We start from the raw sequence: 24,907 nt of genomic DNA, 5'->3' as shown, positions 1-24,907 counted from the left end.
TAGAGGTGTAAGATGGCTCACATCGAAAAACAAGCTGGCGAACTGCAGGAAAAGCTGATCGCGGTAAACCGCGTATCTAAAACCGTTAAAGGTGGTCGTATTTTCTCCTTCACAGCTCTGACTGTAGTAGGCGATGGTAACGGTCGCGTTGGTTTTGGTTACGGTAAAGCGCGTGAAGTTCCAGCAGCGATCCAGAAAGCGATGGAAAAAGCCCGTCGCAATATGATTAACGTCGCGCTGAACAACGGCACCCTGCAGCACCCAGTTAAAGGTGTTCACACGGGTTCTCGTGTATTCATGCAGCCAGCTTCAGAAGGTACCGGTATCATCGCCGGTGGTGCAATGCGCGCCGTTCTGGAAGTTGCTGGAGTTCATAACGTTCTGGCTAAAGCCTATGGTTCCACCAACCCGATCAACGTGGTTCGTGCAACTATTGATGGCCTGGAAAATATGAATTCTCCAGAAATGGTCGCTGCCAAGCGTGGTAAATCCGTTGAAGAAATTCTGGGGTAATTGACCATGGCAAAGACTATTAAAATCACTCAAACCCGCAGTGCAATCGGTCGTCTGCCGAAACACAAGGCAACGCTGCTTGGCCTGGGTCTGCGTCGTATTGGTCATACCGTTGAGCGCGAGGATACTCCTGCTGTTCGCGGTATGGTCAACGCGGTTTACTTCATGGTTAAAGTTGAGGAGTAAGAGATGCGTTTAAATACTCTGTCTCCGGCCGAAGGCTCTAAAAAGGCGGGTAAACGCCTGGGTCGTGGTATCGGTTCTGGCCTCGGTAAAACCGGTGGTCGTGGTCACAAAGGTCAGAACTCTCGTTCTGGCGGTGGCGTACGTCGCGGTTTCGAGGGTGGTCAGATGCCACTGTACCGTCGTCTGCCGAAGTTCGGCTTCACCTCTCGCAAAGCAGCGATCACAGCGGAAATCCGTCTGTCTGACCTGGCGAAAGTTGAAGGCGGCGTTGTAGACCTGAACACGCTGAAAGCGGCTAACATTATCGGTATCCAGATCGAGTTCGCGAAAGTGATCCTGGCTGGTGAAGTATCTACTCCGGTAACTGTTCGTGGCCTGCGTGTTACTAAAGGTGCTCGTGCTGCTATCGAAGCTGCTGGCGGTAAAATTGAGGAATAAGTAGCAGATGGCTAAGCAACCGGGATTAGATTTTCAAAGTGCCAAAGGTGGATTTGGCGAGCTGAAACGCAGACTGCTGTTTGTTATCGGCGCGCTGATTGTGTTCCGTGTTGGCTCTTTTATTCCGATCCCTGGTATCGATGCCGCTGTACTTGCCAAACTGCTTGAGCAACAGCGAGGCACCATCATTGAAATGTTTAACATGTTCTCTGGTGGTGCTCTCAGCCGTGCTTCTATCTTCGCTCTGGGTATTATGCCGTACATTTCGGCATCCATTATTATCCAGCTGCTGACGGTCGTTCATCCGGCCCTGGCAGAACTGAAGAAAGAAGGGGAGTCTGGACGTCGTAAGATTAGTCAGTACACCCGTTACGGTACTCTGGTGCTGGCAATATTCCAGTCGATCGGTATTGCTACCGGTCTGCCGAATATGCCTGGTATGCAGGGCCTGGTTTTAAACCCAGGCTTTGCATTCTACTTCACCGCTGTTGTAAGTCTGGTCACAGGGACGATGTTCCTGATGTGGCTCGGCGAACAGATTACTGAGCGTGGTATCGGTAACGGTATCTCAATCATTATCTTCGCCGGTATTGTCGCGGGTCTCCCGCCAGCCATCGCCCATACTATCGAGCAAGCGCGTCAAGGCGACCTGCACTTCCTCCTGTTGCTGTTGGTTGCAGTATTAGTATTTGCAGTGACGTTCTTTGTTGTCTTCGTAGAACGTGGTCAACGCCGCATTGTGGTGAACTACGCTAAACGTCAGCAAGGTCGTCGTGTCTATGCTGCACAGAGCACACATTTACCGCTGAAAGTGAATATGGCGGGGGTAATCCCGGCGATCTTCGCTTCCAGTATTATTCTGTTCCCGGCAACCATCGCGTCATGGTTCGGGGGCGGTACTGGTTGGAACTGGCTGACAACAATTTCGCTGTATTTGCAGCCTGGGCAACCACTTTATGTGTTACTCTATGCGTCTGCGATCATCTTCTTCTGTTTCTTCTACACGGCGTTGGTCTTCAACCCGCGTGAAACAGCAGATAACCTGAAGAAGTCCGGTGCATTTGTACCAGGAATTCGTCCGGGAGAGCAAACGGCGAAGTATATCGATAAAGTAATGACTCGCCTGACTTTGGTTGGTGCGCTTTATATTACTTTTATCTGCCTGATCCCGGAGTTCATGCGTGATGCAATGAAAGTGCCGTTCTACTTCGGTGGGACCTCGCTGCTTATCGTTGTTGTCGTGATTATGGACTTTATGGCTCAAGTGCAAACTCTGATGATGTCCAGTCAGTATGAGTCTGCATTGAAGAAGGCGAACCTGAAAGGCTACGGCCGCTAACTGGTCGCCTGAGAAGTTACGGAGAGTAAAAATGAAAGTTCGTGCTTCCGTCAAGAAATTATGCCGTAACTGCAAAATCGTTAAGCGTGATGGCGTCATCCGTGTGATTTGCAGTGCCGAGCCGAAGCATAAACAGCGCCAAGGCTGATTATTTCGCATATTTTTCTTGCAAAGTTGGGTTGAGCTGGCTAGATTAGCCAGCCAATCTTTTGTATGTCTGTACGTTTCCATTTGAGTATCCTGAAAACGGGCTTTTCAGCATGGTACGTACATATTAAATAGTAGGAGTGCATAGTGGCCCGTATAGCAGGCATTAACATTCCTGATCAGAAACATGCTGTGATCGCATTAACTTCGATCTACGGCGTCGGCAAGACCCGTTCTAAAGCCATTCTGGCTGCAGCGGGTATCGCTGAAGATGTTAAGATCAGTGAGCTGTCTGAAGAACAAATCGACACGCTGCGTGACGAAGTTGCCAAATTTGTCGTTGAAGGTGATCTGCGCCGTGAAATCAGCATGAGCATCAAGCGCCTGATGGATCTTGGTTGCTATCGCGGTTTGCGTCATCGTCGTGGTCTGCCAGTGCGCGGTCAGCGTACTAAGACCAACGCACGTACCCGTAAGGGTCCGCGCAAACCGATCAAGAAATAATCGGGGTGATTGAATAATGGCAAAGGCACCAGTTCGTGCACGTAAACGTGTAAGAAAACAAGTCTCTGACGGCGTGGCTCATATCCATGCTTCTTTCAACAACACCATCGTTACTATTACTGATCGTCAGGGTAACGCATTGGGTTGGGCAACAGCCGGTGGTTCCGGTTTCCGTGGTTCTCGCAAATCCACTCCGTTTGCAGCTCAGGTTGCAGCAGAGCGTTGCGCAGAAGCCGTAAAAGAATACGGCATCAAGAATCTGGAAGTTATGGTTAAAGGTCCGGGTCCGGGTCGTGAATCTACTGTTCGCGCTCTGAACGCCGCTGGTTTCCGCATCACTAATATTACTGATGTGACTCCGATCCCTCATAACGGTTGTCGTCCGCCGAAAAAACGTCGCGTATAACGCTCCGTTTTTTAGGTTAGTTGGAGATAGAAAATGGCAAGATATTTGGGTCCTAAGCTCAAGCTGAGCCGTCGTGAGGGCACCGACTTATTCCTTAAGTCTGGCGTTCGCGCGATCGATACCAAGTGTAAAATTGAACAAGCTCCTGGCCAGCACGGTGCGCGTAAACCGCGTCTGTCTGACTATGGTGTGCAGTTGCGTGAAAAGCAAAAAGTTCGCCGTATGTACGGTGTGCTGGAGCGTCAGTTCCGTAACTACTATAAAGAAGCAGCACGTCTGAAAGGCAACACAGGTGAAAACCTGCTGGCTCTGCTGGAAGGTCGTCTGGACAACGTTGTATACCGTATGGGCTTCGGCGCTACTCGTGCTGAATCACGCCAGCTGGTTAGCCACAAAGCAATCATGGTAAACGGTCGTGTTGTTAACATCGCTTCTTATCAGGTTAAAGCGAATGACGTTGTTAGCATTCGTGAGAAAGCGAAAAAGCAATCTCGCGTGAAAGCCGCTCTGGAGCTGGCTGAGCAGCGTGAAAAGCCAACCTGGCTGGAAGTTGATGCTGGCAAGATGGAAGGTACGTTCAAGCGTCAGCCAGAACGTTCTGATCTGTCTGCGGACATTAACGAACACCTGATCGTCGAGCTTTACTCCAAGTAAAGCTTAGTACCAAAGAGAGGACACAATGCAGGGTTCTGTGACAGAGTTTCTAAAACCGCGCCTGGTAGATATCGAGCAAGTGAGTTCGACGCACGCCAAGGTGACCCTTGAGCCTTTAGAGCGTGGCTTTGGCCATACTCTGGGTAACGCACTGCGCCGTATTCTGCTCTCATCGATGCCGGGTTGCGCGGTGACCGAGGTTGAGATTGATGGTGTACTTCATGAGTACAGCACCAAAGAAGGCGTTCAGGAAGATATCCTTGAAATCCTGCTCAACCTGAAAGGGCTGGCGGTGAGAGTTCAGGGTAAAGATGAAGTTATTCTTACTCTGAATAAATCTGGCATTGGCCCTGTGACTGCAGCCGACATCACCCACGACGGTGATGTTGAAATCGTCAAGCCGCAGCACGTGATCTGCCACCTGACCGATGAGAACGCAGCTATTAGCATGCGTATCAAAGTTCAGCGCGGTCGTGGTTATGTGCCGGCTTCTGCCCGAATTCATTCGGAAGAAGATGAGCGCCCAATCGGCCGTCTGCTGGTCGACGCATGCTACAGCCCTGTAGAGCGTATTGCCTACAATGTTGAAGCAGCGCGTGTAGAACAGCGTACCGACCTGGACAAGCTGGTCATCGAAATGGAAACCAACGGCACAATCGATCCTGAAGAGGCGATTCGTCGTGCGGCAACCATCCTGGCAGAACAACTGGAAGCTTTCGTTGACTTACGTGATGTACGTCAGCCGGAAGTGAAAGAAGAGAAACCAGAATTCGATCCGATCCTGCTGCGCCCTGTTGACGATCTCGAATTGACTGTCCGCTCTGCTAACTGCCTCAAGGCAGAAGCTATCCACTATATCGGTGATCTGGTACAGCGTACCGAGGTTGAGTTGCTGAAAACGCCGAACCTGGGTAAAAAATCTCTTACCGAGATTAAAGACGTGCTGGCTTCACGTGGTCTGTCTCTGGGCATGCGCCTGGAAAACTGGCCGCCGGCAAGCATTGCTGACGAGTAACCGGATCACAGGTTAAGGTTTTACTGAGAAGGATAAGGTCATGCGCCATCGTAAGAGTGGTCGTCAACTGAACCGCAACAGCAGCCATCGCCAGGCTATGTTCCGCAACATGGCAGGTTCACTGGTTCGTCATGAAATCATCAAGACGACCCTGCCTAAAGCGAAAGAGCTGCGTCGCGTAGTTGAGCCGCTGATTACTCTTGCCAAGACTGACAGCGTTGCTAATCGTCGTCTGGCATTCGCCCGTACTCGTGATAACGAGATCGTGGCAAAACTGTTTAACGAACTGGGCCCGCGTTTCGCGAGCCGTGCCGGTGGTTACACTCGTATTCTGAAGTGTGGCTTCCGTGCAGGCGACAACGCGCCGATGGCTTACATCGAGCTGGTTGATCGTTCAGAGAAAGCAGAAGCTGCTGCAGAGTAATCTGCAGTAACGTAAAAAAACCCGCTCCGGCGGGTTTTTTTATATCCGCAGGATCCCCACTTATCTACAATGGCTGTATCTTTTCTGTTCATCCCCTGGAGCTCATGATGTGGTTGCTCGACCAGTGGGCAGAACGCCATATCAGCGATGCCCAAAGAAAAGGTGAATTCGATAATCTTCCTGGAAGCGGCGAGCCGCTAGTTCTGGACGATGATTCGCACATTGCACCCGAATTACGGGCTGGATACCGGTTACTTAAAAATGCAGGCTGTTTGCCACCTGAACTTGAACAGCGCAGAGAGGCCGTTGAGCTTACTGATTTACTTAAAGGTATTCGTAAGGATGACCCCAGGCATAGCGAACTTAGCCGACGCCTGGCGCTGATTGAGCTTAAGCTCCGCCAGTCTGGCATGAATACTGACTTTTTGCATGGCGAGTATTGCGAAAGGTTGATGCAGAGAATAAACGAGGAGTAGTTATGTATCGTATTGGTGAGCTTGCAAAACTTGCTAACGTAACGCCGGATACAATCCGATACTATGAGAAACAGCAGATGATTGATCATGAGGTACGGACAGAAGGTGGATTCCGTCTCTATACCGACAATGATTTGCAACGTCTGCGGTTTATCCGTTACGCACGGCAGCTTGGCTTCACGCTGGAATCGATCCGTGAGTTATTATCGATCCGCATCGATCCTGAACATCATACCTGCCAGGAATCTAAAAGCATCGTGCAAGCCAGGCTTGATGAAGTTGAAGCACGTATTCAGGAACTTCAGACGATGCAGCGTTCACTGCAGCGATTAAATGACGCCTGTTGCGGTACTGCTCACAGCAGTATTTATTGCTCAATTCTGGAAGCTCTTGAACAGGGAGCCAGTGGAGAAAATCAGCATTGTTGATTTTTAGAACGCCCGGGTCTAGACTTCCGACGACTTAAACCAAACTCAGGAGAAATGATGAGTCACTATCAGCATACGAAGGGGCAAATTAAGGATAACGCCATTGAAGCTTTACTTCACGACCCGCTTTTCAGACAGCGTGTTGAGAAAAGTAAAAAAGGGAAAGGAAGTTATCTGCGTAAAAACAAACATGCAAAACGGGGTAACTGGGAGGCCAGTGGCAAGCAAGCGAATCGCTTATTTACCACTGGCCTTCCTGCTTTTAGCTACTGATTAAGAGCGGCTATTTTGCTCTTTTAACAGGTCGCGAATTTCAGTCAGCAAGACTTCTTCTTTCGTTGGTGCTGGCGCTGCAGCCGGTTCTTCTTTTTTACGGTTAAGCTTGTTGATGAGCTTGATGGCCATAAAAATGGCGAACGCCACGATCACGAAATCAAATATGTTCTGAATAAACACGCCGTAATGCATTACAACCGCCGGGACATCCCCCTGCGCATCCCTGAGCGTGACGGCGAATTGTTTGAAATCAATCCCCCCGATCAGCAATCCTAAAGGTGGCATGATAATGTCGGCCACTAATGATGAAACGATCTTACCGAACGCTGCACCAATAATGACACCCACAGCCAGATCCACCACATTCCCGCGCATCGCAAATTCGCGAAATTCTTTAATAAAACTCATTATGTTCTCCTTGTGCCAGCTGACGGTTATAAGTTTAACAAATGATTAGCCAATTTCCATTGGAGATAAATAAACCTTATGAAAAATAAAAGGCATATAAATTAAATGGTTAATGTGCGGATGCTCTTTTACAGGCACCCGAATCATTAAAGGAAGAATGGACTTGGCTGGAATAAACGTTCGACGTCGGTAATAAACTTTTTGTCGGTAAGGAACATAATGACGTGGTCACCTTGCTCGATACGTAAATTATCATTGGCGATCATGACATCATTTCCACGTACTACGGCACCAATGATCGTACCTGGCGGCAATTTAATTTCATCTATGGAGCGACCCACTACGCGTGACGTGGTTTCATCCCCGTGCGCGACCGCTTCAATGGCTTCAGCGACACCACGGCGAAGTGATGAAACACCGACAATATCTGCTTTACGGACATGACTGAGCAATGCGGAAATTGTGGCTTGCTGCGGTGAAATGGCGATATCAATCACGCTTCCCTGAACAAGGTCGACGTAGGCACGGCGCTGGATAAGCACCATGACCTTTTTTGCCCCCATACGTTTGGCGAGCATAGCGGACATAATATTCGCTTCGTCGTCGTTGGTGACGGCAATGAAGAGATCAACTTGATCAATATGTTCTTCGGCCAGTAATTCCTGATCCGATGCGTCACCATAAAACACGATCGTGTTCTGTAACTTTTCCGCCAGTTCAGATGCGCGTTGCTGATCGCGTTCGATCAACTTCACGCTGTAATCTTTCTCAAGTCGACGAGCCAGGCCCGCGCCGATATTGCCCCCGCCGACCAGCATAATACGCTTGTACGGCTTTTCGAGACGCTGAAGCTCACTCATCACGGCACGGATATGCTGCGACGCGGCAATAAAGAAGACCTCATCGCCAGCTTCCACAATGGTGGAGCCTTGCGGGCGGATAGGTCTGTCATGGCGGAAAATGGCCGCGACGCGGGTGTCGATATGCGGCATGTGCTCGCGCATGGTAGACAGTGCGTTACCGATCAATGGTCCACCGTAATAGGCTTTAACCACGGCCAGGCTCACTTTCCCTTCGGCAAAGTTAACAACCTGCAAAGCACCCGGGTACTCGATCAGGCGGTATATATTGTCGATAACCAGTTGTTCTGGCGCAATCAGATGGTCGATAGGTACGGCTTCTGAATTAAACAGTTTTTCTGCGTCCCGGACATAGTCCGGGGAGCGAATACGAGCAATCCTGTTCGGCGTGTTGAACAGTGAATAGGCCACCTGGCACGCGACCATATTGGTTTCGTCCGAACTGGTTACTGCAACCAGCATGTCGGCATCATCGGCTCCGGCCTCGCGAAGCACGCGTGGGTGTGAACCGTGGCCCTGTACAACGCGGAGGTCAAATTTGTCCTGCAAAACGCGTAGCCGATCGCCATTCGTATCGACGATCGTGATATCGTTGTTTTCGCCGACAAGATTTTCCGCCAGCGTCCCGCCAACCTGTCCTGCGCCCAGAATGATAATTTTCATCTCTCGTGACCTGTTCTCAACATCACTCTTTGATTAGCTTAGCGTAAAAGAAGCCATCACCTTCTTCTGCGCCAGGCAGGTTTTGCTGACCAGGACGCTCTGGCGTCCCTGTGTCATGCAGTGCAGCATCAGGGGTACGTTTAAGGAAGGCTGCAATTTGCTGGCTGTTTTCTTCCGGAAGTATGGAACATGTTGCATAGACCAGCGTCCCGCCTGATTTCAGATGCGGCCAGATGGCGTCGAGAATTTCAGATTGCAGCTGAGCAAGCTCTGGAATATCACGATCGCGACGTAGCCACTTGATATCAGGATGACGACGAATCACGCCGGTTGCGGAGCAGGGGGCATCCAGCAAAATACGGTCGAACTGCGTCTCACCACACCATTCTGCAGGTTTACGCCCATCGCCCTGTTTGACCTGCGCTTTCATCCCCAGACGCTTCAGGTTGTCATAGACGCGTGACAGACGCTGTTCATCGACATCTACTGCCATCACGTTAGCTTGCGGAGCGACTTCCAGAATATGGGTTGTTTTGCCGCCAGGTGCGGCGCAAAGATCGAGGATCTGCTCACCGTTTTTCGGTTCAAGCCATGTCATGCAGCCCTGTGCCGAGGCGTCCTGTACGGTCACCCAACCCTCTTCAAAACCGGGTAGTACATGTACTGGCGCTGGGGAGGCTAAACGAACGGCGTCAGGGTAGGCCTCATGGGGGAATCCACTCATCCCGGCTTCTTCCAGTAAAGCCAGCCATGCGTCTCGGGTATGGTGGTTACGGTTGACGCGCAGCCACATCGGTGGACGTTGGTTATTGGCGTCAGCAATGTTCTGCCACTGTTGTGGATACGCTTTCTTAAGACGCTTCAGAAGCCAGTCAGGGTGCAGGAAACGCGTTTCGCTTTGAGCAAATTCAGCCAGAAGCTCTTCCTGCTGTCGCTGGAACTGGCGTAATACCCCGTTGATCAATCCTTTCAGTTGCGGGCGTTTAATCGCAACGGCACCTTCCACCGTTTCAGCAAGCGCAGCATGAGGCGGGATACGGGTATGAAGAAGCTGATAGAAGCCAACCATGATCAAGTAATGCACGGTACGTTGCTTACCCGTCATTGGGCGTGACATCAGCTTATTAATCAACCACTCAAGCTGAGAAAGGGTGCGCAGGACGCCAAAACACAGCTCCTGAAGCAGTGCTTTGTCTTTATCGGACACTTTTTGTTGTAGTGGAGGCAGGACATTGCTCAGTGACTGACCCTGCTCGACAACTTGCTCAACGGCCTGTGCCGCCAGACTGCGTAGATTTTGTTTTTTCATAACCGTAAAAATGCCCGGAAACTCCGGGCCTTAAGAAGAAATTTGCTCAGGCAAGACGATTGCCAGGGATAAACCACTCGCGACGAGAATTTAATAGATCCTGAGCGCTCATCGCTTTCTTACCCGCAGGTTGCAGCGACTCAAGATTCAAAATACCTTCTGAGGTCGCGACCTGGATGCCTTGCTTGTTCGCTTCGACGATCGTTCCTGGAGCCGCAGACACACTGCTGTCAATCACAGAGGCCTTCCAGACTTTTACCGGTTGGTCATCAATCATCATCCAGCTCATTGGCCACGGATTAAAGGCGCGAATGCAACGTTCAAGCTGAGCAGCAGGTAGTGACCAGTCAATCTGAGCCTCTTCTTTGCTCAGTTTTTCTGCATAGGTCACCAGCGCTTCATCCTGAACTTCAGGTTTTGCAGTGTTATCAGCAAGCTGCTGCAAGGTTTCGATAAGACCCTGCGGACCAAGATCTGCCAGTTTGTCGTATAGCGTGGCACTGGTATCGTCTGCAGTGATTGGACAGGCCAGTTTATACAGCATGTCGCCCGTGTCTAAACCTACGTCCATCTTCATGATTGTGACGCCAGTTTCAGCATCGCCTGCCCACAGAGAGCGTTGAATAGGTGCCGCCCCGCGCCAGCGAGGGAGCAGAGAACCATGAACGTTGATACAACCCAGGTGCGGCATATCAAGCACGCTTTTTGGCAGAATTAAGCCGTAAGCGACTACCACCATCACGTCAGCGTTCAGGTCAGCGACTAACTGTTGATTTTCCTGAGGGCGTAAGGATGCAGGCTGAAAAACAGGTAATCCATGTTCTTCGGCCAATACCTTTACCGGGCTCGGCATCAGCTTTTTACCGCGACCAGCAGGGCGGTCCGGTTGAGTAAAGACACCCACAACCTGGTGGCCAGAAGATAGCAGTGCGTCAAGATGACGCGCTGCAAAATCAGGGGTACCCGCGAAGATAATACGTAGTGTTTTAGACACGTTATTCCTTGTATCCGGGGGGACGTTATGCGCGAGAGCGCAAACGATCCAGTTTCTCTACTTTCTGACGAATACGCTGCTGTTTCAGCGGAGAGAGATAATCGATAAACAGTTTACCGACCAGGTGATCCATCTCATGCTGAATACAAATTGCGAGCAGGTCGTCTGCTTCCAGTTCGAACGGGTTACCGTCACGATCCAGGGCGCGAATTTTGATTTTCTCGGCACGCGGCACTAAAGCGCGCTGTTCTGGAATGGACAGACAACCTTCCTCAATACCTGTTTCGCCACTCTTCTCGAGCAACTCAGGGTTGATAAGCACCAGTCGACCGTCGCGATTCTCTGATACATCAATCACGATAATTCGTTTGTGAATGTCTACCTGCGTTGCCGCAAGGCCAATACCTTCTTCGGTATACATGGTATCGAACATATCATCGACGATACGCTGAATTTCTGCATTCACTTCTTTAACCGGTTCAGCGACGATGCGAAGGCGCTCGTCCGGAATATGTAACACTTGCAAAACTGCCATAAATTTCCAGAGTCGTGTTCAGGAGTTGATAAGAATATTACCTCTATTCTAGACAAATCCCCCATCGATTGACAGCATCAGTGACCAATCGCAAAGATTGCTGAGGCTGCTTATGGCAGGGAAAAGGATGACATCCACAGAGATATGGTTACGGTTAATCAACATAGGTTCACTATGTGGTGATGCGATGCTGGAAGCGGCATCATGGCTGCTTAAGCAGTCAACGATCGATGGTGCAGCTATCAGAGAGGCCGGGTTGTCGGTAACACAGGCAAAGCGGTTTTTTGCGCTCGGTGAACATGAGCTTGAGTGCAGCCTGGTGTGGCTTGAACAGCCTGGAAACCATCTGCTGACTGCAAATCATCCTCTTTATCCCCCTTTACTTCGCACTTTTCCTGATTATCCCGGGGCGCTATTCGTTAAAGGTAATCTTACCGCCCTCAGCGCTGTTCAACTGGCCGTGGTTGGAAGCCGTACGCCTTCCTGGTATGGCGAGCGCTGGGGGAAGATCCTGTGTGAGCAGCTTTCACAATCCGGTTTCACCATTACCAGCGGGCTGGCATGCGGAATTGACGGCGTAGCTCACAACGCGGCGTTGTCAGTAAACGGACGCAGTGTGGCAGTGTTGGGTAACGGGCTTTTTAGCATTTATCCGCGCAGGCATCAGCCCCTGGCTGAGCGTCTTATAGCATCCGAAGGGGCGATAGTGTCCGAGTTCTCACTGTCAACGCAGCCCAGGCCTGGTCATTTCCCACGCCGTAACCGAATTATCAGCGGACTAAGCCTGGGAGTGCTGGTGGTTGAAGCGGCATTACGAAGCGGTTCACTTGTGACGGCAAGGTGTGCGCTTGAACAGGGGAGAGAAGTGTTTGCCTTACCTGGTCCAATAGGTAACCCCGGATGCGAAGGACCACACTGGCTAATAAAACAAGGTGCCACGCCAGTGACTGGTGTAGAGGACATTCTTGATAATTTGCAATATGGGCTGCATTGGTTGCCGGACGATCCCGAAAAGCAACATTATTCATCAGATCAGGAGAAGGTGGCATTGCCATTTCCTAAGCTCCTGGCTAACGTAGGAGATGAGGTAACACCTGTTGACGTTGTCGCTGAACGTGCCGGCCAACCTGTGCCAGTAACGGTAGCACAGCTACTCGAACTGGAGTTAGCAGGGTGGATCGCAGCTGTACCCGGCGGCTATGTCCGATTAAGGAGGGCATGCCATGTTCGACGTACTGATGTATTTGTTTGAAACTTACATCCATAACGAAGCAGAAATGCGAGTGGATCAGGACAAATTGACACGGGATCTTACCGATGCGGGATTTGAGCGGGAAGATATTTATAATGCGTTGATGTGGCTGGAGAAACTGGCTGATTATCAGGAAGGCCTCGCCGAACCGATGCAGCTTGCCTCTGACCCATTGTCAGTGCGCATCTATACAGCTGAAGAGTGTGAAAGACTGGACGCCAGCTGCCGGGGATTCATCTTATTCCTTGAGCAGATTCAGGTGCTAAACCTCGAAACGAGAGAAATGGTGATAGAGCGCGTCATGGCGCTGGATACGGCAGAGTTCGAACTGGAAGACCTGAAATGGGTGATCCTGATGGTTCTGTTTAATATTCCGGGCTGTGAAAATGCCTATCAGCAAATGGAAGAATTACTCTTTGAAGTGAATGAAGGTATGCTGCACTAATTCAATGTGCAGCACCAAGAGTTGTTATGGCCAAATCCGCACTATTCACGGTGCATAAAAACGAGCCCTGCCCACAGTGTGGGGCTGAACTTGTCATTCGGTCCGGGAAACACGGTCCGTTTCTCGGTTGTTCACACTATCCGGAATGTGATTATGTCCGTCCCCTGAAAAGCCAGGCGGATGGACATATCGTTAAAATTCTGGAGGGGCAGCTTTGCCCTCTCTGCGGCGGTGAGTTAGCGTTACGGCAAGGCCGTTTCGGGATGTTCATTGGGTGTAGCCGTTACCCCGAATGTGAACATACAGAGCAAATTGATAAGCCAGATGAAACGGCCATTGCGTGTCCTCAGTGTCAGCGCGGGCAACTGGTACAGCGACGCTCCCGTTTTGGTAAGACCTTCCATTCTTGCGATCGCTATCCTGAATGCCAGTTCGTTATCAATTTCAAACCGGTAGCGGGGATCTGCTCCCATTGCAATTATCCGCTACTTATAGAGAAGAAAACGGCGCAAGGCATGAAACGCTTCTGCGCCAGTAAACAATGTGGAAAGCCGGTTTCGGCGGATCAAAACAGTGAATAATAACCTGCCATCGGGCTCCATCGCGCATGCGGTGGATGTTCTGAAAAATGAAGAAGTCATCGCTTATCCAACAGAAGCTGTCTTTGGAGTCGGTTGCGATCCTGACAGCGAAACGGCTGTGAGCCGCTTACTTGCATTAAAACAAAGACCTGTCGAAAAAGGGCTGATTTTGATTGCTGCCAGTTACGAGCAGCTTAAACCTTATATTGATGATTCCATGCTGACTCCGGCGCAGCGTGAGACCATCTTCTCCGTATGGCCCGGGCCAGTGACCTTTGTTTTCCCGGCGAAGCCGACCACGCCGCGTTGGTTAACCGGGCGCTTTGATTCCCTCGCCGTGCGTGTAACGGATCATCCGCTGGTGGTGGCGCTATGTCTGGCGTTTGGCAAACCACTGGTCTCAACCAGCGCTAACCTGACCGGGCTGCCTCCTTGCCGAACCACTGAAGAAGTACTGGCGCAGTTCGGGAATGATTTTCCGGTCGCCGTCGGTGAAACTGGGGGTCGCCTGAATCCGTCAGAAATTCGTGACGCCTTGACCGGCGAACGCTTTCGCCAGGGGTAATATGATGGAAACTTATGCTGTTTTTGGTAATCCGATTGCACACAGTAAGTCGCCTTTGATCCATCAGCAGTTTGCTGAACAACTGCAGATAGATCATCCCTATGGCCGCGTGCTGGCACCCGTTGATGCATTTGTTACTACACTGGATGCCTTTTTTGAGGCGGGCGGTAAAGGTGCAAATGTGACGGTACCCTTTAAGGAAGAAGCTTTCGAACGTGCGGATGAGCTGACCGAGCGCGCTTCTCTTGCTGGTGCGGTGAATACGCTTAAGCGACTTGAGGATGGCCGCCTCCTGGGTGACAACACTGACGGGATTGGTTTACTTAGCGATCTGGAAAGACTGTCATTTATCAAACCCGGTTTTCGGGTTTTGTTGATCGGTGCTGGCGGGGCATCGCGGGGCGTGCTGTTGCCGCTCCTTTCACTGGATTGTGCGGTGACCATTACCAACCGAACTTTCTCCCGAGCAGAAGAGTTAGCGGCGGTGTTCGCACATACTGGCAGTGTGAGCGCAGTCGCGCTTGATGATCTTGCCGATGGCGAATTCGATCTTGTCATTAATGCCACTTCCAGCGGTATTGCTGGAGAAGTGCCAGCGATCCCTGCGTCGCTGGTAAATGCCCACATGTATTTTTACGATATGTTTTATCAGAAAGGTAAAACGCCTTTCCTGATGTGGTGTGAACAACACGGCGCGAAACATCTGGCTGACGGTCTGGGTATGCTGGTGGGACAGGCAGCACATGCGGTATTGCTCTGGCACGGCGTGTTACCTGCGGTGGAACCGGTGATTGAAAAGCTGAAACAGGAGCTCACGGCGTGAATCAGGCGATCCACTTTCCTGACCGGGAAAACTGGGATGAGAGTAAACAAGCGGTCTGCTTCCCGGTGCTGGTACATGGAATGCAACTTACTTGTGCTATCAGTGGAGAAGTGCTGCTGAGTCGCTTTGGTGGTTCAAACCCGCTAGAGGTATTTTGCGAAAATCGCTGGGATCTTGAAGAAGAAGCCAGCGATTTAATCCGCGATCAGCAGGAAGACGATCAGGGCTGGGTCTGGTTGTCCTGAGCCAGATACTCATCTTTCCATTTCACGTAGTTATTCGCTGAATATTTCAATCCTTCGATCTCCGCCTCTTTTAAGGGGCGGATCTGTTTTACCGGGCTGCCTAAATAGAGATAGCCACTTTCCAGGCGTTTGTTTTGCGGGACAAGACTCCCGGCACCAATCATCACGTCATCTTCTACTATGACGTCATCCAGCAGGATTGATCCCATACCAACAAGCACCCGATTCCCGATAGTGCAGCCGTGGAGCATCACTTTATGGCCAACGGTAACATCCTCTCCGATGATGAGGGGATTGCCTTCCGGGTTATATGAGGATCTGTGGGTCACATGCAGAACGCTACCGTCCTGAATATTGGTGCGTGCGCCAATTGCCACATAGTTAACATCCCCCCTGATCGCAACGAGAGGCCAGATGCTGACGTCATCGGCGATTCGGACATCGCCAATGACGACACTACTGGCATCGATCATCACACGATCGCCTTTTTGGGGGAACAGATCTTTATAAGGACGTAATACTGCAGACATATCTACCTCGACGAGATGGGCGCTATACAGAAGACTTTGATCATATTATTGGATCGAGGCAAGGCAAAATGCGTCAATATTTAAGCAGATCGGGCGGGATTCCAGCGAAAAGAACGGAAAATCGACAGTCAGAAAAAAAGATCTAAAAAATGCTTGTGCTAAAAAATGGGATCCCTATAATGCGCCTCCATCGACACGGCGGATGTGAATCACTTCACAAACAACCCGGTCGGTTGAAGAGAAAAATTCTGAAATAACGGGTTGACTCTGAAAGAGGAAAGCGTAATATACGCCACCTCGCAACGGTGAGCTGAAAGCCGCGTTGCAACTGCTCTTTAACAATTTATCAGACAATCTGTGTGGGCACTCAAAGTGACATGGATTCTTAACGTCCTCGGACGATAAATGAATACCAAGTCTCAACGAGTGAACACGTAATTCATTACGAAGTTTAATTCATTGAGCATCAAACTTTTAAATTGAAGAGTTTGATCATGGCTCAGATTGAACGCTGGCGGCAGGCCTAACACATGCAAGTCGGGCGGTAACACAGGGAGCTTGCTCCCGGGTGACGAGCGGCGGACGGGTGAGTAATGTCTGGGAAACTGCCTGATGGAGGGGGATAACTACTGGAAACGGTAGCTAATACCGCATAACGTCGCAAGACCAAAGAGGGGGACCTTCGGGCCTCTTGCCATCAGATGTGCCCAGATGGGATTAGCTAGTAGGTGGGGTAACGGCTCACCTAGGCGACGATCCCTAGCTGGTCTGAGAGGATGACCAGCCACACTGGAACTGAGACACGGTCCAGACTCCTACGGGAGGCAGCAGTGGGGAATATTGCACAATGGGCGCAAGCCTGATGCAGCCATGCCGCGTGTATGAAGAAGGCCTTCGGGTTGTAAAGTACTTTCAGCGGGGAGGAAGGTGTTGTGGTTAATAACCACAGCAATTGACGTTACCCGCAGAAGAAGCACCGGCTAACTCCGTGCCAGCAGCCGCGGTAATACGGAGGGTGCAAGCGTTAATCGGAATTACTGGGCGTAAAGCGCACGCAGGCGGTCTGTCAAGTCGGATGTGAAATCCCCGGGCTCAACCTGGGAACTGCATTCGAAACTGGCAGGCTAGAGTCTTGTAGAGGGGGGTAGAATTCCAGGTGTAGCGGTGAAATGCGTAGAGATCTGGAGGAATACCGGTGGCGAAGGCGGCCCCCTGGACAAAGACTGACGCTCAGGTGCGAAAGCGTGGGGAGCAAACAGGATTAGATACCCTGGTAGTCCACGCCGTAAACGATGTCGACTTGGAGGTTGTGCCCTTGAGGCGTGGCTTCCGGAGCTAACGCGTTAAGTCGACCGCCTGGGGAGTACGGCCGCAAGGTTAAAACTCAAATGAATTGACGGGGGCCCGCACAAGCGGTGGAGCATGTGGTTTAATTCGATGCAACGCGAAGAACCTTACCTACTCTTGACATCCAGAGAACTTAGCAGAGATGCTTTGGTGCCTTCGGGAACTCTGAGACAGGTGCTGCATGGCTGTCGTCAGCTCGTGTTGTGAAATGTTGGGTTAAGTCCCGCAACGAGCGCAACCCTTATCCTTTGTTGCCAGCGGTCCGGCCGGGAACTCAAAGGAGACTGCCAGTGATAAACTGGAGGAAGGTGGGGATGACGTCAAGTCATCATGGCCCTTACGAGTAGGGCTACACACGTGCTACAATGGCGCATACAAAGAGAAGCGACCTCGCGAGAGCAAGCGGACCTCATAAAGTGCGTCGTAGTCCGGATTGGAGTCTGCAACTCGACTCCATGAAGTCGGAATCGCTAGTAATCGTAGATCAGAATGCTACGGTGAATACGTTCCCGGGCCTTGTACACACCGCCCGTCACACCATGGGAGTGGGTTGCAAAAGAAGTAGGTAGCTTAACCTTCGGGAGGGCGCTTACCACTTTGTGATTCATGACTGGGGTGAAGTCGTAACAAGGTAACCGTAGGGGAACCTGCGGTTGGATCACCTCCTTACCTTAAAGAACCTGCCTTTGCAGTGCTCACACAGATTGTCTGATGAAAAGTAAATAGCAAGGCGTCTTGCGATTGAGACTTCAGTGTCCCCTTCGTCTAGAGGCCCAGGACACCGCCCTTTCACGGCGGTAACAGGGGTTCGAATCCCCTAGGGGACGCCACTTGCTGGTTTGTGAGTGAAAGTCGCCGACCACCGTATCTCAAAACAGACTCACGAGTCTTGTTTGAGATATTTGCTCTTTAAAAATCTGGATCAAGCTGAAAATTGAAACGACACATCTTAAATGGTGTGTTCGAGTCTCTCAAATTTTCGCAAGTCGGTGATGAATCGAAAGAAACATCTTCGGGTTGTGAGGTTAAGCGACTAAGCGTACACGGTGGATGCCCTGGCAGTCAGAGGCGATGAAGGACGTGCTAATCTGCGAAAAGCGCCGGCGAGGTGATATGAACCTTTGACCCGGCGATGTCCGAATGGGGAAACCCAGTGTGATTCGTCACACTATCGTTAACTGAATACATAGGTTAACGAGGCGAACCGGGGGAACTGAAACATCTAAGTACCCCGAGGAAAAGAAATCAACCGAGATTCCCCCAGTAGCGGCGAGCGAACGGGGAGCAGCCCAGAGTCTGAATCAGCTTGTGTGTTAGTGGAACGGTCTGGAAAGTCCGGCGATACAGGGTGACAGCCCCGTACACGAAAATGCACAGGTTGTGAACTCGAAGAGTAGGGCGGGACACGTGGTATCCTGTCTGAATATGGGGGGACCATCCTCCAAGGCTAAATACTCCTGACTGACCGATAGTGAACCAGTACCGTGAGGGAAAGGCGAAAAGAACCCCGGCGAGGGGAGTGAAAAAGAACCTGAAACCGTGTACGTACAAGCAGTGGGAGCACCTTCGTGGTGTGACTGCGTACCTTTTGTATAATGGGTCAGCGACTTATATTCTGTAGCAAGGTTAACCGTATAGGGGAGCCGAAGGGAAACCGAGTCTTAACTGGGCGTTAAGTTGCAGGGTATAGACCCGAAACCCGGTGATCTAGCCATGGGCAGGTTGAAGGTTGGGTAACACTAACTGGAGGACCGAACCGACTAATGTTGAAAAATTAGCGGATGACTTGTGGCTGGGGGTGAAAGGCCAATCAAACCGGGAGATAGCTGGTTCTCCCCGAAAGCTATTTAGGTAGCGCCTCGTGAACTCATCTTCGGGGGTAGAGCACTGTTTCGGCTAGGGGGCCATCCCGGCTTACCAACCCGATGCAAACTACGAATACCGAAGAATGTTATCACGGGAGACACACGGCGGGTGCTAACGTCCGTCGTGAAGAGGGAAACAACCCAGACCGCCAGCTAAGGTCCCAAAGTCATGGTTAAGTGGGAAACGATGTGGGAAGGCACAGACAGCCAGGATGTTGGCTTAGAAGCAGCCATCATTTAAAGAAAGCGTAATAGCTCACTGGTCGAGTCGGCCTGCGCGGAAGATGTAACGGGGCTAAACCATGCACCGAAGCTGCGGCAGCGACGCTTATGCGTTGTTGGGTAGGGGAGCGTTCTGTAAGCCGTTGAAGGTGTGCTGTGAGGCATGCTGGAGGTATCAGAAGTGCGAATGCTGACATAAGTAACGATAAAGCGGGTGAAAAGCCCGCTCGCCGGAAGACCAAGGGTTCCTGTCCAACGTTAATCGGGGCAGGGTGAGTCGACCCCTAAGGCGAGGCCGAAAGGCGTAGTCGATGGGAAACAGGTTAATATTCCTGTACTTGGTGTTACTGCGAAGGGGGGACGGAGAAGGCTATGTTAGCCGGGCGACGGTTGTCCCGGTTTAAGCATGTAGGCGGAACGATTAGGTAAATCCGGTCGTTTTTTAACGCTGAGGTGTGATGACGAGGCACTACGGTGCTGAAGTAACAAATGCCCTGCTTCCAGGAAAAGCCTCTAAGCATCAGGTAACATCAAATCGTACCCCAAACCGACACAGGTGGTCAGGTAGAGAATACCAAGGCGCTTGAGAGAACTCGGGTGAAGGAACTAGGCAAAATGGTGCCGTAACTTCGGGAGAAGGCACGCTGATATGTAGGTGAAGCCCCTGCGGGTGGAGCTGAAATCAGTCGAAGATACCAGCTGGCTGCAACTGTTTATTAAAAACACAGCACTGTGCAAACACGAAAGTGGACGTATACGGTGTGACGCCTGCCCGGTGCCGGAAGGTTAATTGATGGGGTTAGCGGCAACGCGAAGCTCTTGATCGAAGCCCCGGTAAACGGCGGCCGTAACTATAACGGTCCTAAGGTAGCGAAATTCCTTGTCGGGTAAGTTCCGACCTGCACGAATGGCGTAATGATGGCCAGGCTGTCTCCACCCGAGACTCAGTGAAATTGAACTCGCTGTGAAGATGCAGTGTACCCGCGGCAAGACGGAAAGACCCCGTGAACCTTTACTATAGCTTGACACTGAACACTGGTCCTTGATGTGTAGGATAGGTGGGAGGCTTTGAAGCGTGGACGCCAGTCTGCGTGGAGCCGACCTTGAAATACCACCCTTTAATGGCTGGTGTTCTAACGTAGACCCGTAATCCGGGTTGCGGACAGTGTCTGGTGGGTAGTTTGACTGGGGCGGTCTCCTCCCAAAGAGTAACGGAGGAGCACGAAGGTTAGCTAATCCTGGTCGGACATCAGGAGGTTAGTGCAATGGCATAAGCTAGCTTGACTGCGAGAGTGACGGCTCGAGCAGGTGCGAAAGCAGGTCATAGTGATCCGGTGGTTCTGAATGGAAGGGCCATCGCTCAACGGATAAAAGGTACTCCGGGGATAACAGGCTGATACCGCCCAAGAGTTCATATCGACGGCGGTGTTTGGCACCTCGATGTCGGCTCATCACATCCTGGGGCTGAAGTAGGTCCCAAGGGTATGGCTGTTCGCCATTTAAAGTGGTACGCGAGCTGGGTTTAGAACGTCGTGAGACAGTTCGGTCCCTATCTGCCGTGGGCGCTGGAGAATTGAGGGGGGCTGCTCCTAGTACGAGAGGACCGGAGTGGACGCATCACTGGTGTTCGGGTTGTCATGCCAATGGCATTGCCCGGTAGCTAAATGCGGAAGAGATAAGTGCTGAAAGCATCTAAGCACGAAACTTGCCCCGAGATGAGTTCTCCCTGAGACTTTAAGTCTCCTGAAGGAACGTTGAAGACGACGACGTTGATAGGTCGGGTGTGTAAGCGTAGCGATACGTTGAGCTAACCGATACTAATGAACCGTGAGGCTTAACCTTACAACGCCGAAGCTGTTTCGGCGAAGAGACAGAATATTTTCAGCTTTGATACAGATTAACAGAATTTGCCTGGCGGCTTTAGCGCGGTGGTCCCACCTGACCCCATGCCGAACTCAGAAGTGAAACGCCGTAGCGCCGATGGTAGTGTGGGGTCTCCCCATGTGAGAGTAGGGAACTGCCAGGCATCAAATTTAGCGTGCTGATATGGCTCAGTTGGTAGAGCGCACCCTTGGTAAGGGTGAGGTCCCCAGTTCGACTCTGGGTATCAGCACCACTTTATACTTAGGTTAAAGTTCGGCAAGAAGTAAAAGAATTTGTCTGGCGGCTTTAGCGCGGTGGTCCCACCTGACCCCATGCCGAACTCAGAAGTGAAACGCCGTAGCGCCGATGGTAGTGTGGGGTCTCCCCATGTGAGAGTAGGGAACTGCCAGACATCAAACAAGTGAAAAGGCCATCCGTAAGGATGGCCTTTTTGCGTTATATTTTCCGTAAACCAGTCAACCCGGTAAGCGTAGCGTCACCGGGCAGATCAAACGGTTAGTGAATCACCTGTGACAAAAATGCCCGGGTACGTTCGGACTTCGGATGCGCAAAGAATTCATCCGGTGGTGCCTGCTCAACAATCTCTCCACGATCCATAAAGATCACCCGGTCGGCCACAGTTCTGGCAAACCCCATTTCATGTGTTACGCACAACATGGTCATCCCGGATTGGGCCAACCCAATCATGGTATCCAGCACCTCTTTCACCATTTCTGGATCCAGCGCGGATGTTGGCTCATCGAACAGCATAATTTTGGGTTTCATGCACAGTGAACGGGCGATAGCCACACGCTGTTGTTGACCACCTGATATCTGCCCAGGGAATTTATTGGCGTGCTCTGCAATACGCACGCGTTCCAGATAGTGCATCGCCAGCGCCTCGGCTTCCTTTTTCGGCATCTTTTGCACCCAAATCGGTGCCAGCGTGCAGTTCTGCAAAACGGTCAGGTGGGGGAACAGATTAAAGTGCTGAAACACCATCCCCACTTCCTGACGCACGCGTTCGATGTTGCGGATGTCTTCATTCAGCTCAATGCCATCAACAACAATGCGACCCTGCTGATGTTCCTCAAGGTGGTTAATACAGCGAATGGTCGTTGATTTCCCTGAACCTGAAGGGCCGCAAAGTACGATTCGTTCACCCTGCTTTACCTTAAGATTAATGTCTTTCAGGACGTGAAACTGTCCGTACCATTTATTGACGTTTTCCAGCGTAATCATCGCGTCGGCGGGTGTCATAGTAATCTGGCTCATAATTTCCTCAGTGCGGTGTACGCCCGGTGTTAAAGCGCTTTTCCAGATGCTGGCTATAGCGCGACATGCTAAAACAGAAGATCCAGTAGATCAGAGCAGCAAAGACATATCCCTCGGTGGACATGCCCAGCCAGACAGGGTCAACGGTGGCTTGTTGCACACTGCTGAAGAGATCGAACAGTCCGATGATGATCACCAGACTGGTATCTTTAAAGAGCGCAATGATCGTGTTGACCAGACCAGGAATAACCAGCTTGAGTGCCTGCGGGAGTATCACCAGCCCCTGCGTTTTCCAGTAACCCAATGCCAGTGATTCCGCTGCTTCGTACTGACCCTTAGGTAATGCCTGCAGACCACCGCGTACTACCTCAGCGACATAGGCCGACTGGAACAGAATTACCCCAACGAGGGCCCGGATCAGTTTGTCGATCGTCGTGCCTTCTGCCATAAACAACGGCAACATCACCGAAGACATAAACAGAACGGTGATAAGCGGCACACCACGCCAGAACTCAATGAAAATGACGGAGAGCACACGTACGACCGGCATTTTTGAACGCCGTCCAAGTGCGAGTAAAATTCCCCACGGCAGTGCGCCGGCTATCCCGACGGAGGCGATGATCAACGTTAGCGTCAGGCCGCCCCACTGGCGAGTTTCAACACGATCCAGCCCCAGAACGCTGCCATACAACAGCACCCATACAATAATGGGATAGGCAACTGCCCAGCAGGCAATGTAGCGGCCACGGTGAGGCAGTTTTTTCCAGAACATCACGGCGATAGAGAGCAAACCGATAACAAGCGCCAGGTTAATCCGCCAGCGTTGTTCGTGCGGGTACAATCCATACATGAACTGGCCAAAACGCTCGTGGATAAATACCCAGCATGCGCCTGCTTTCGTGCAGTCAGCGCGAGTTGAACCCACCCAGTTCGCCTGCAAAAAGACCCAGTTCAGCAATGGTGGGATTAATTCCCACATGAGCCACAGGCAGACAACTGTCAGCAGGCTATTGCTCCAACTGGAAAACAGGTTCTTACGTGCCCAGAGAATAACGCGCCCACCTGTCGAGCGGGCAGGACGCGAGGAGTGCGACAATATTGCTTTAGTCATCAGAATTCCTTAGCGCTCAACCAGGGCGATACGGCGGTTATAAAGGTTCATCAGCAACGAGATCGCCAGGCTGATGATCAGATAGACAGACATGGTAATGGCGATGGTTTCAATGGCTTGCCCGGTCTGGTTAAGTACGGTTCCGGCGAACAGTGACACCATATCGGGGTAGCCAATGGCTGCTGCCAGGGACGAGTTTTTGACAATATTGAGGTACTGGCTGGTCAGTGGCGGGATGATGACCCGTAAAGCCTGCGGAATAATGACCTGACGAAGCGTCACCGTATTCGGTAATCCCAGAGAGCGTGCAGCTTCATGCTGCCCATATGGCACGGCCTGGATCCCCGCGCGAATGATTTCAGCAATAAATGCAGAGGTATAAATCGAAAGCGCCAGCGTCAGGGATGCCAGTTCAGGGATTAATACCATCCCACCCTGGAAGTTAAAACCACGAAGATGCGGAATATCCCAGTGCAACGCGGCACCAAACAGCCAGTGTGTCAGTAACGGCAGACCGATGATAAGGGCAACCGCAGTTGGCCATGTCTTACGAAGCTGACCCGTTTTGATTTGGTGTTTACGGTTATAGCGGAATAGCCCTGCAGAGATCACAAGAGCAAGCACAATGGCGGCGATAAAAGCATACAACCCTTCCGCAACCTGTGGTGAGGGAATGTAAAGTCCACGGTTACTCAGGAAAAGCAGGCCGAATGCATCGACAGCCTGGCGTGGACCTGGAAGGTTACGCAGTACGGCGAAATACCAGAAAAAGATCTGCAACAGTGGCGGGATATTGCGAAACGTCTCAATATAAATTGTCGACAGTTTTCGCAGCAGCCAGTTTTCTGACAATCTGGCCAGGCCAATAAAGAATCCCAGTATGGAGGCGAAAACAATACAGAGTGCTGAAACCAGCAGCGTATTCAGTAAGCCGACCACAAACACGCGTCCGTACGTATCTCCTTCCTGATAATCAATAAGATGCTGAACAATACCAAAACCCGCGCTGCGATCCAGAAATGCAAAGCCGGAGGTGATACCGCGATTATTCAGGTTGGTAACCGTGTTATGAATTAAATAAACGACGATGACCACAACCGCGATGATAGCAATAATCTGGAATAGCCAGGCGCGGACCGCGGGATGAGAAAAGGATAACGATCCTTTTACGATTGGGCGGTGATGGGACATAAAGAAACCTCGGTAAC

At 51.2% G+C, this 24,907-nt stretch carries 28 protein-coding genes, 2 tRNA genes and 4 rRNA genes; 25 read left to right on the top strand and 9 right to left on the bottom strand.

What is annotated here, in order from left to right; genetic code table 11:
• The first annotated feature begins 12 nt into the window (after positions 1-12).
• The 13 genes from rpsE (at position 13) to HV318_RS11380 (ending at position 6,803) form a co-directional block, all read left to right on the top strand.
• Positions 13-513, top strand: coding sequence for a 30S ribosomal protein S5 (gene rpsE, locus HV318_RS11440; protein ID WP_003863299.1), 501 nt, complete (start codon positions 13-15; stop codon positions 511-513).
• A 6-nt stretch (positions 514-519) separates the two neighbouring features.
• Entirely contained in the window at positions 520-699 is a 180-nt protein-coding gene (gene rpmD / locus HV318_RS11435) for a 50S ribosomal protein L30 (RefSeq protein WP_003863301.1), read from the top strand.
• Between the two features lie 3 nt (positions 700-702).
• A complete protein-coding gene (gene rplO, locus HV318_RS11430) occupies positions 703-1,137 on the top strand; it encodes a 50S ribosomal protein L15 (protein ID WP_003863304.1) in 435 nt (144 codons plus the stop codon).
• Positions 1,138-1,144: 7 nt separating this feature from the next.
• Positions 1,145-2,476 (top strand): preprotein translocase subunit SecY, encoded by a 1,332-nt coding sequence (gene secY / locus HV318_RS11425; protein ID WP_014171896.1) that lies wholly within the window; start codon positions 1,145-1,147, stop codon positions 2,474-2,476.
• A 31-nt stretch (positions 2,477-2,507) separates the two neighbouring features.
• Positions 2,508-2,624 carry a 50S ribosomal protein L36 gene (gene rpmJ / locus HV318_RS11420; RefSeq protein ID WP_000868187.1) on the top strand — a complete coding sequence of 39 codons (117 nt, stop codon included), beginning with the start codon at positions 2,508-2,510 and terminating at the stop codon, positions 2,622-2,624.
• 146 nt (positions 2,625-2,770) lie between these two features.
• Positions 2,771-3,127, top strand: a complete 357-nt coding sequence (rpsM, locus tag HV318_RS11415) for a 30S ribosomal protein S13 (protein WP_003863308.1) — start codon at positions 2,771-2,773, stop codon at positions 3,125-3,127.
• Positions 3,128-3,143: 16 nt separating this feature from the next.
• On the top strand, positions 3,144-3,533 hold the full coding sequence (gene rpsK / locus HV318_RS11410; RefSeq protein ID WP_003863312.1) for a 30S ribosomal protein S11: 390 nt from the start codon (positions 3,144-3,146) through the stop codon (positions 3,531-3,533).
• Positions 3,534-3,566: 33 nt separating this feature from the next.
• The gene (rpsD, locus tag HV318_RS11405) at positions 3,567-4,187 is read left to right on the top strand and encodes a 30S ribosomal protein S4 (RefSeq protein WP_004868345.1); all 621 of its coding nucleotides are present in this window, start codon (positions 3,567-3,569) and stop codon (positions 4,185-4,187) included.
• A 25-nt stretch (positions 4,188-4,212) separates the two neighbouring features.
• On the top strand, positions 4,213-5,202 hold the full coding sequence (locus HV318_RS11400; RefSeq protein ID WP_002919219.1) for a DNA-directed RNA polymerase subunit alpha: 990 nt from the start codon (positions 4,213-4,215) through the stop codon (positions 5,200-5,202).
• Between the two features lie 40 nt (positions 5,203-5,242).
• Entirely contained in the window at positions 5,243-5,626 is a 384-nt protein-coding gene (gene rplQ, locus HV318_RS11395) for a 50S ribosomal protein L17 (protein WP_001216368.1), read from the top strand.
• A gap of 107 nt (positions 5,627-5,733) precedes the next feature.
• Complete coding sequence (locus HV318_RS11390; protein ID WP_182274584.1) at positions 5,734-6,102, top strand: DnaJ family domain-containing protein; 369 nt, start codon at positions 5,734-5,736, stop codon at positions 6,100-6,102.
• A 2-nt stretch (positions 6,103-6,104) separates the two neighbouring features.
• Positions 6,105-6,530, top strand: coding sequence for a Zn(2+)-responsive transcriptional regulator (gene zntR, locus HV318_RS11385; RefSeq protein WP_182272854.1), 426 nt, complete (start codon positions 6,105-6,107; stop codon positions 6,528-6,530).
• A gap of 57 nt (positions 6,531-6,587) precedes the next feature.
• A complete protein-coding gene (locus HV318_RS11380; RefSeq protein WP_182274583.1) occupies positions 6,588-6,803 on the top strand; it encodes an alternative ribosome-rescue factor A in 216 nt (71 codons plus the stop codon).
• On the opposite strand, the gene mscL is transcribed toward HV318_RS11380, so the two are convergent.
• From mscL to def, 5 genes are all read right to left on the bottom strand, one after another.
• Complete coding sequence (mscL, locus tag HV318_RS11375; protein ID WP_182272853.1) at positions 6,804-7,214, bottom strand: large-conductance mechanosensitive channel protein MscL; 411 nt, start codon at positions 7,212-7,214, stop codon at positions 6,804-6,806. It abuts the gene before it with no gap.
• A gap of 146 nt (positions 7,215-7,360) precedes the next feature.
• Entirely contained in the window at positions 7,361-8,737 is a 1,377-nt protein-coding gene (gene trkA / locus HV318_RS11370) for a Trk system potassium transporter TrkA (RefSeq protein ID WP_089600737.1), read from the bottom strand.
• 22 nt (positions 8,738-8,759) lie between these two features.
• The gene (gene rsmB, locus HV318_RS11365; protein ID WP_182272852.1) at positions 8,760-10,046 is read right to left on the bottom strand and encodes a 16S rRNA (cytosine(967)-C(5))-methyltransferase RsmB; all 1,287 of its coding nucleotides are present in this window, start codon (positions 10,044-10,046) and stop codon (positions 8,760-8,762) included.
• Positions 10,047-10,092: 46 nt separating this feature from the next.
• Positions 10,093-11,040, bottom strand: a complete 948-nt coding sequence (gene fmt / locus HV318_RS11360) for a methionyl-tRNA formyltransferase (RefSeq protein WP_182272851.1) — start codon at positions 11,038-11,040, stop codon at positions 10,093-10,095.
• A gap of 25 nt (positions 11,041-11,065) precedes the next feature.
• On the bottom strand, positions 11,066-11,575 hold the full coding sequence (gene def, locus HV318_RS11355) for a peptide deformylase (protein ID WP_182272850.1): 510 nt from the start codon (positions 11,573-11,575) through the stop codon (positions 11,066-11,068).
• 127 nt (positions 11,576-11,702) lie between these two features.
• Here def and dprA point away from each other — a divergent pair, with 127 nt between their 5' ends.
• Genes dprA through HV318_RS11325 form a run of 6 tightly spaced genes read left to right on the top strand, consistent with a single transcriptional unit; the run spans position 11,703 to position 15,486 of the window.
• Entirely contained in the window at positions 11,703-12,827 is a 1,125-nt protein-coding gene (dprA, locus tag HV318_RS11350) for a DNA-protecting protein DprA (RefSeq protein ID WP_182272849.1), read from the top strand.
• A complete protein-coding gene (gene smg, locus HV318_RS11345; RefSeq protein WP_014072048.1) occupies positions 12,799-13,272 on the top strand; it encodes a DUF494 family protein Smg in 474 nt (157 codons plus the stop codon). Before dprA ends, smg begins: the two co-directional genes overlap by 29 nt.
• 26 nt (positions 13,273-13,298) lie before the next feature.
• Positions 13,299-13,853, top strand: a complete 555-nt coding sequence (locus HV318_RS11340; RefSeq protein ID WP_182272848.1) for a DNA topoisomerase family protein — start codon at positions 13,299-13,301, stop codon at positions 13,851-13,853.
• Complete coding sequence (tsaC, locus tag HV318_RS11335) at positions 13,846-14,418, top strand: L-threonylcarbamoyladenylate synthase type 1 TsaC (protein WP_182272847.1); 573 nt, start codon at positions 13,846-13,848, stop codon at positions 14,416-14,418. The genes HV318_RS11340 and tsaC overlap by 8 nt, the downstream gene beginning before the upstream one ends.
• 4 nt (positions 14,419-14,422) lie before the next feature.
• A complete protein-coding gene (gene aroE / locus HV318_RS11330) occupies positions 14,423-15,241 on the top strand; it encodes a shikimate dehydrogenase (protein ID WP_182274582.1) in 819 nt (272 codons plus the stop codon).
• Entirely contained in the window at positions 15,238-15,486 is a 249-nt protein-coding gene (locus HV318_RS11325) for a DUF1488 family protein (RefSeq protein ID WP_182272846.1), read from the top strand. Before aroE ends, HV318_RS11325 begins: the two co-directional genes overlap by 4 nt.
• Here HV318_RS11325 and HV318_RS11320 read toward each other — a convergent pair.
• On the bottom strand, positions 15,462-16,016 hold the full coding sequence (locus tag HV318_RS11320; RefSeq protein WP_182272845.1) for a gamma carbonic anhydrase family protein: 555 nt from the start codon (positions 16,014-16,016) through the stop codon (positions 15,462-15,464). The genes HV318_RS11325 and HV318_RS11320 overlap by 25 nt on opposite strands.
• 476 nt (positions 16,017-16,492) lie before the next feature.
• Here HV318_RS11320 and HV318_RS11315 point away from each other — a divergent pair.
• From HV318_RS11315 to rrf (HV318_RS11290), 6 genes are all read left to right on the top strand, one after another.
• A 16S ribosomal RNA gene (locus tag HV318_RS11315) occupies positions 16,493-18,032 on the top strand.
• 85 nt (positions 18,033-18,117) lie between these two features.
• Positions 18,118-18,193 (top strand) — tRNA-Glu (locus tag HV318_RS11310).
• Between the two features lie 193 nt (positions 18,194-18,386).
• Positions 18,387-21,292, top strand: a 23S ribosomal RNA gene (locus HV318_RS11305).
• Positions 21,293-21,360: 68 nt separating this feature from the next.
• Positions 21,361-21,476: ribosomal RNA gene (rrf, locus tag HV318_RS11300) — 5S ribosomal RNA — on the top strand.
• Positions 21,477-21,490: 14 nt separating this feature from the next.
• Positions 21,491-21,566 (top strand) — tRNA-Thr (locus tag HV318_RS11295).
• 43 nt (positions 21,567-21,609) lie between these two features.
• Positions 21,610-21,725, top strand: a 5S ribosomal RNA gene (gene rrf / locus HV318_RS11290).
• The 16S, 23S and 5S rRNA genes sit together here with 2 tRNA genes alongside, the layout of an rRNA operon.
• A 104-nt stretch (positions 21,726-21,829) precedes the next feature.
• Here rrf (HV318_RS11290) and HV318_RS11285 read toward each other — a convergent pair.
• Genes HV318_RS11285 through HV318_RS11275 form a run of 3 tightly spaced genes read right to left on the bottom strand, consistent with a single transcriptional unit; the run spans position 21,830 to position 24,890 of the window.
• Positions 21,830-22,588, bottom strand: coding sequence for an amino acid ABC transporter ATP-binding protein (locus HV318_RS11285; protein ID WP_014072042.1), 759 nt, complete (start codon positions 22,586-22,588; stop codon positions 21,830-21,832).
• Positions 22,589-22,595: 7 nt separating this feature from the next.
• Positions 22,596-23,699, bottom strand: coding sequence for an amino acid ABC transporter permease (locus HV318_RS11280; RefSeq protein WP_182272844.1), 1,104 nt, complete (start codon positions 23,697-23,699; stop codon positions 22,596-22,598).
• A 9-nt stretch (positions 23,700-23,708) separates the two neighbouring features.
• Positions 23,709-24,890, bottom strand: coding sequence for an amino acid ABC transporter permease (locus tag HV318_RS11275; protein WP_182272843.1), 1,182 nt, complete (start codon positions 24,888-24,890; stop codon positions 23,709-23,711).
• Positions 24,891-24,907: the final 17 nt, after the last annotated feature.

Origin of the sequence: Enterobacter sp. RHBSTW-00901, assembly GCF_014103115.1 — a bacterium.
GTDB classification, from domain to species: domain Bacteria; phylum Pseudomonadota; class Gammaproteobacteria; order Enterobacterales; family Enterobacteriaceae; genus Enterobacter; species Enterobacter cloacae_P.
This window is presented reverse-complemented; position numbering and strand designations above follow the sequence as displayed.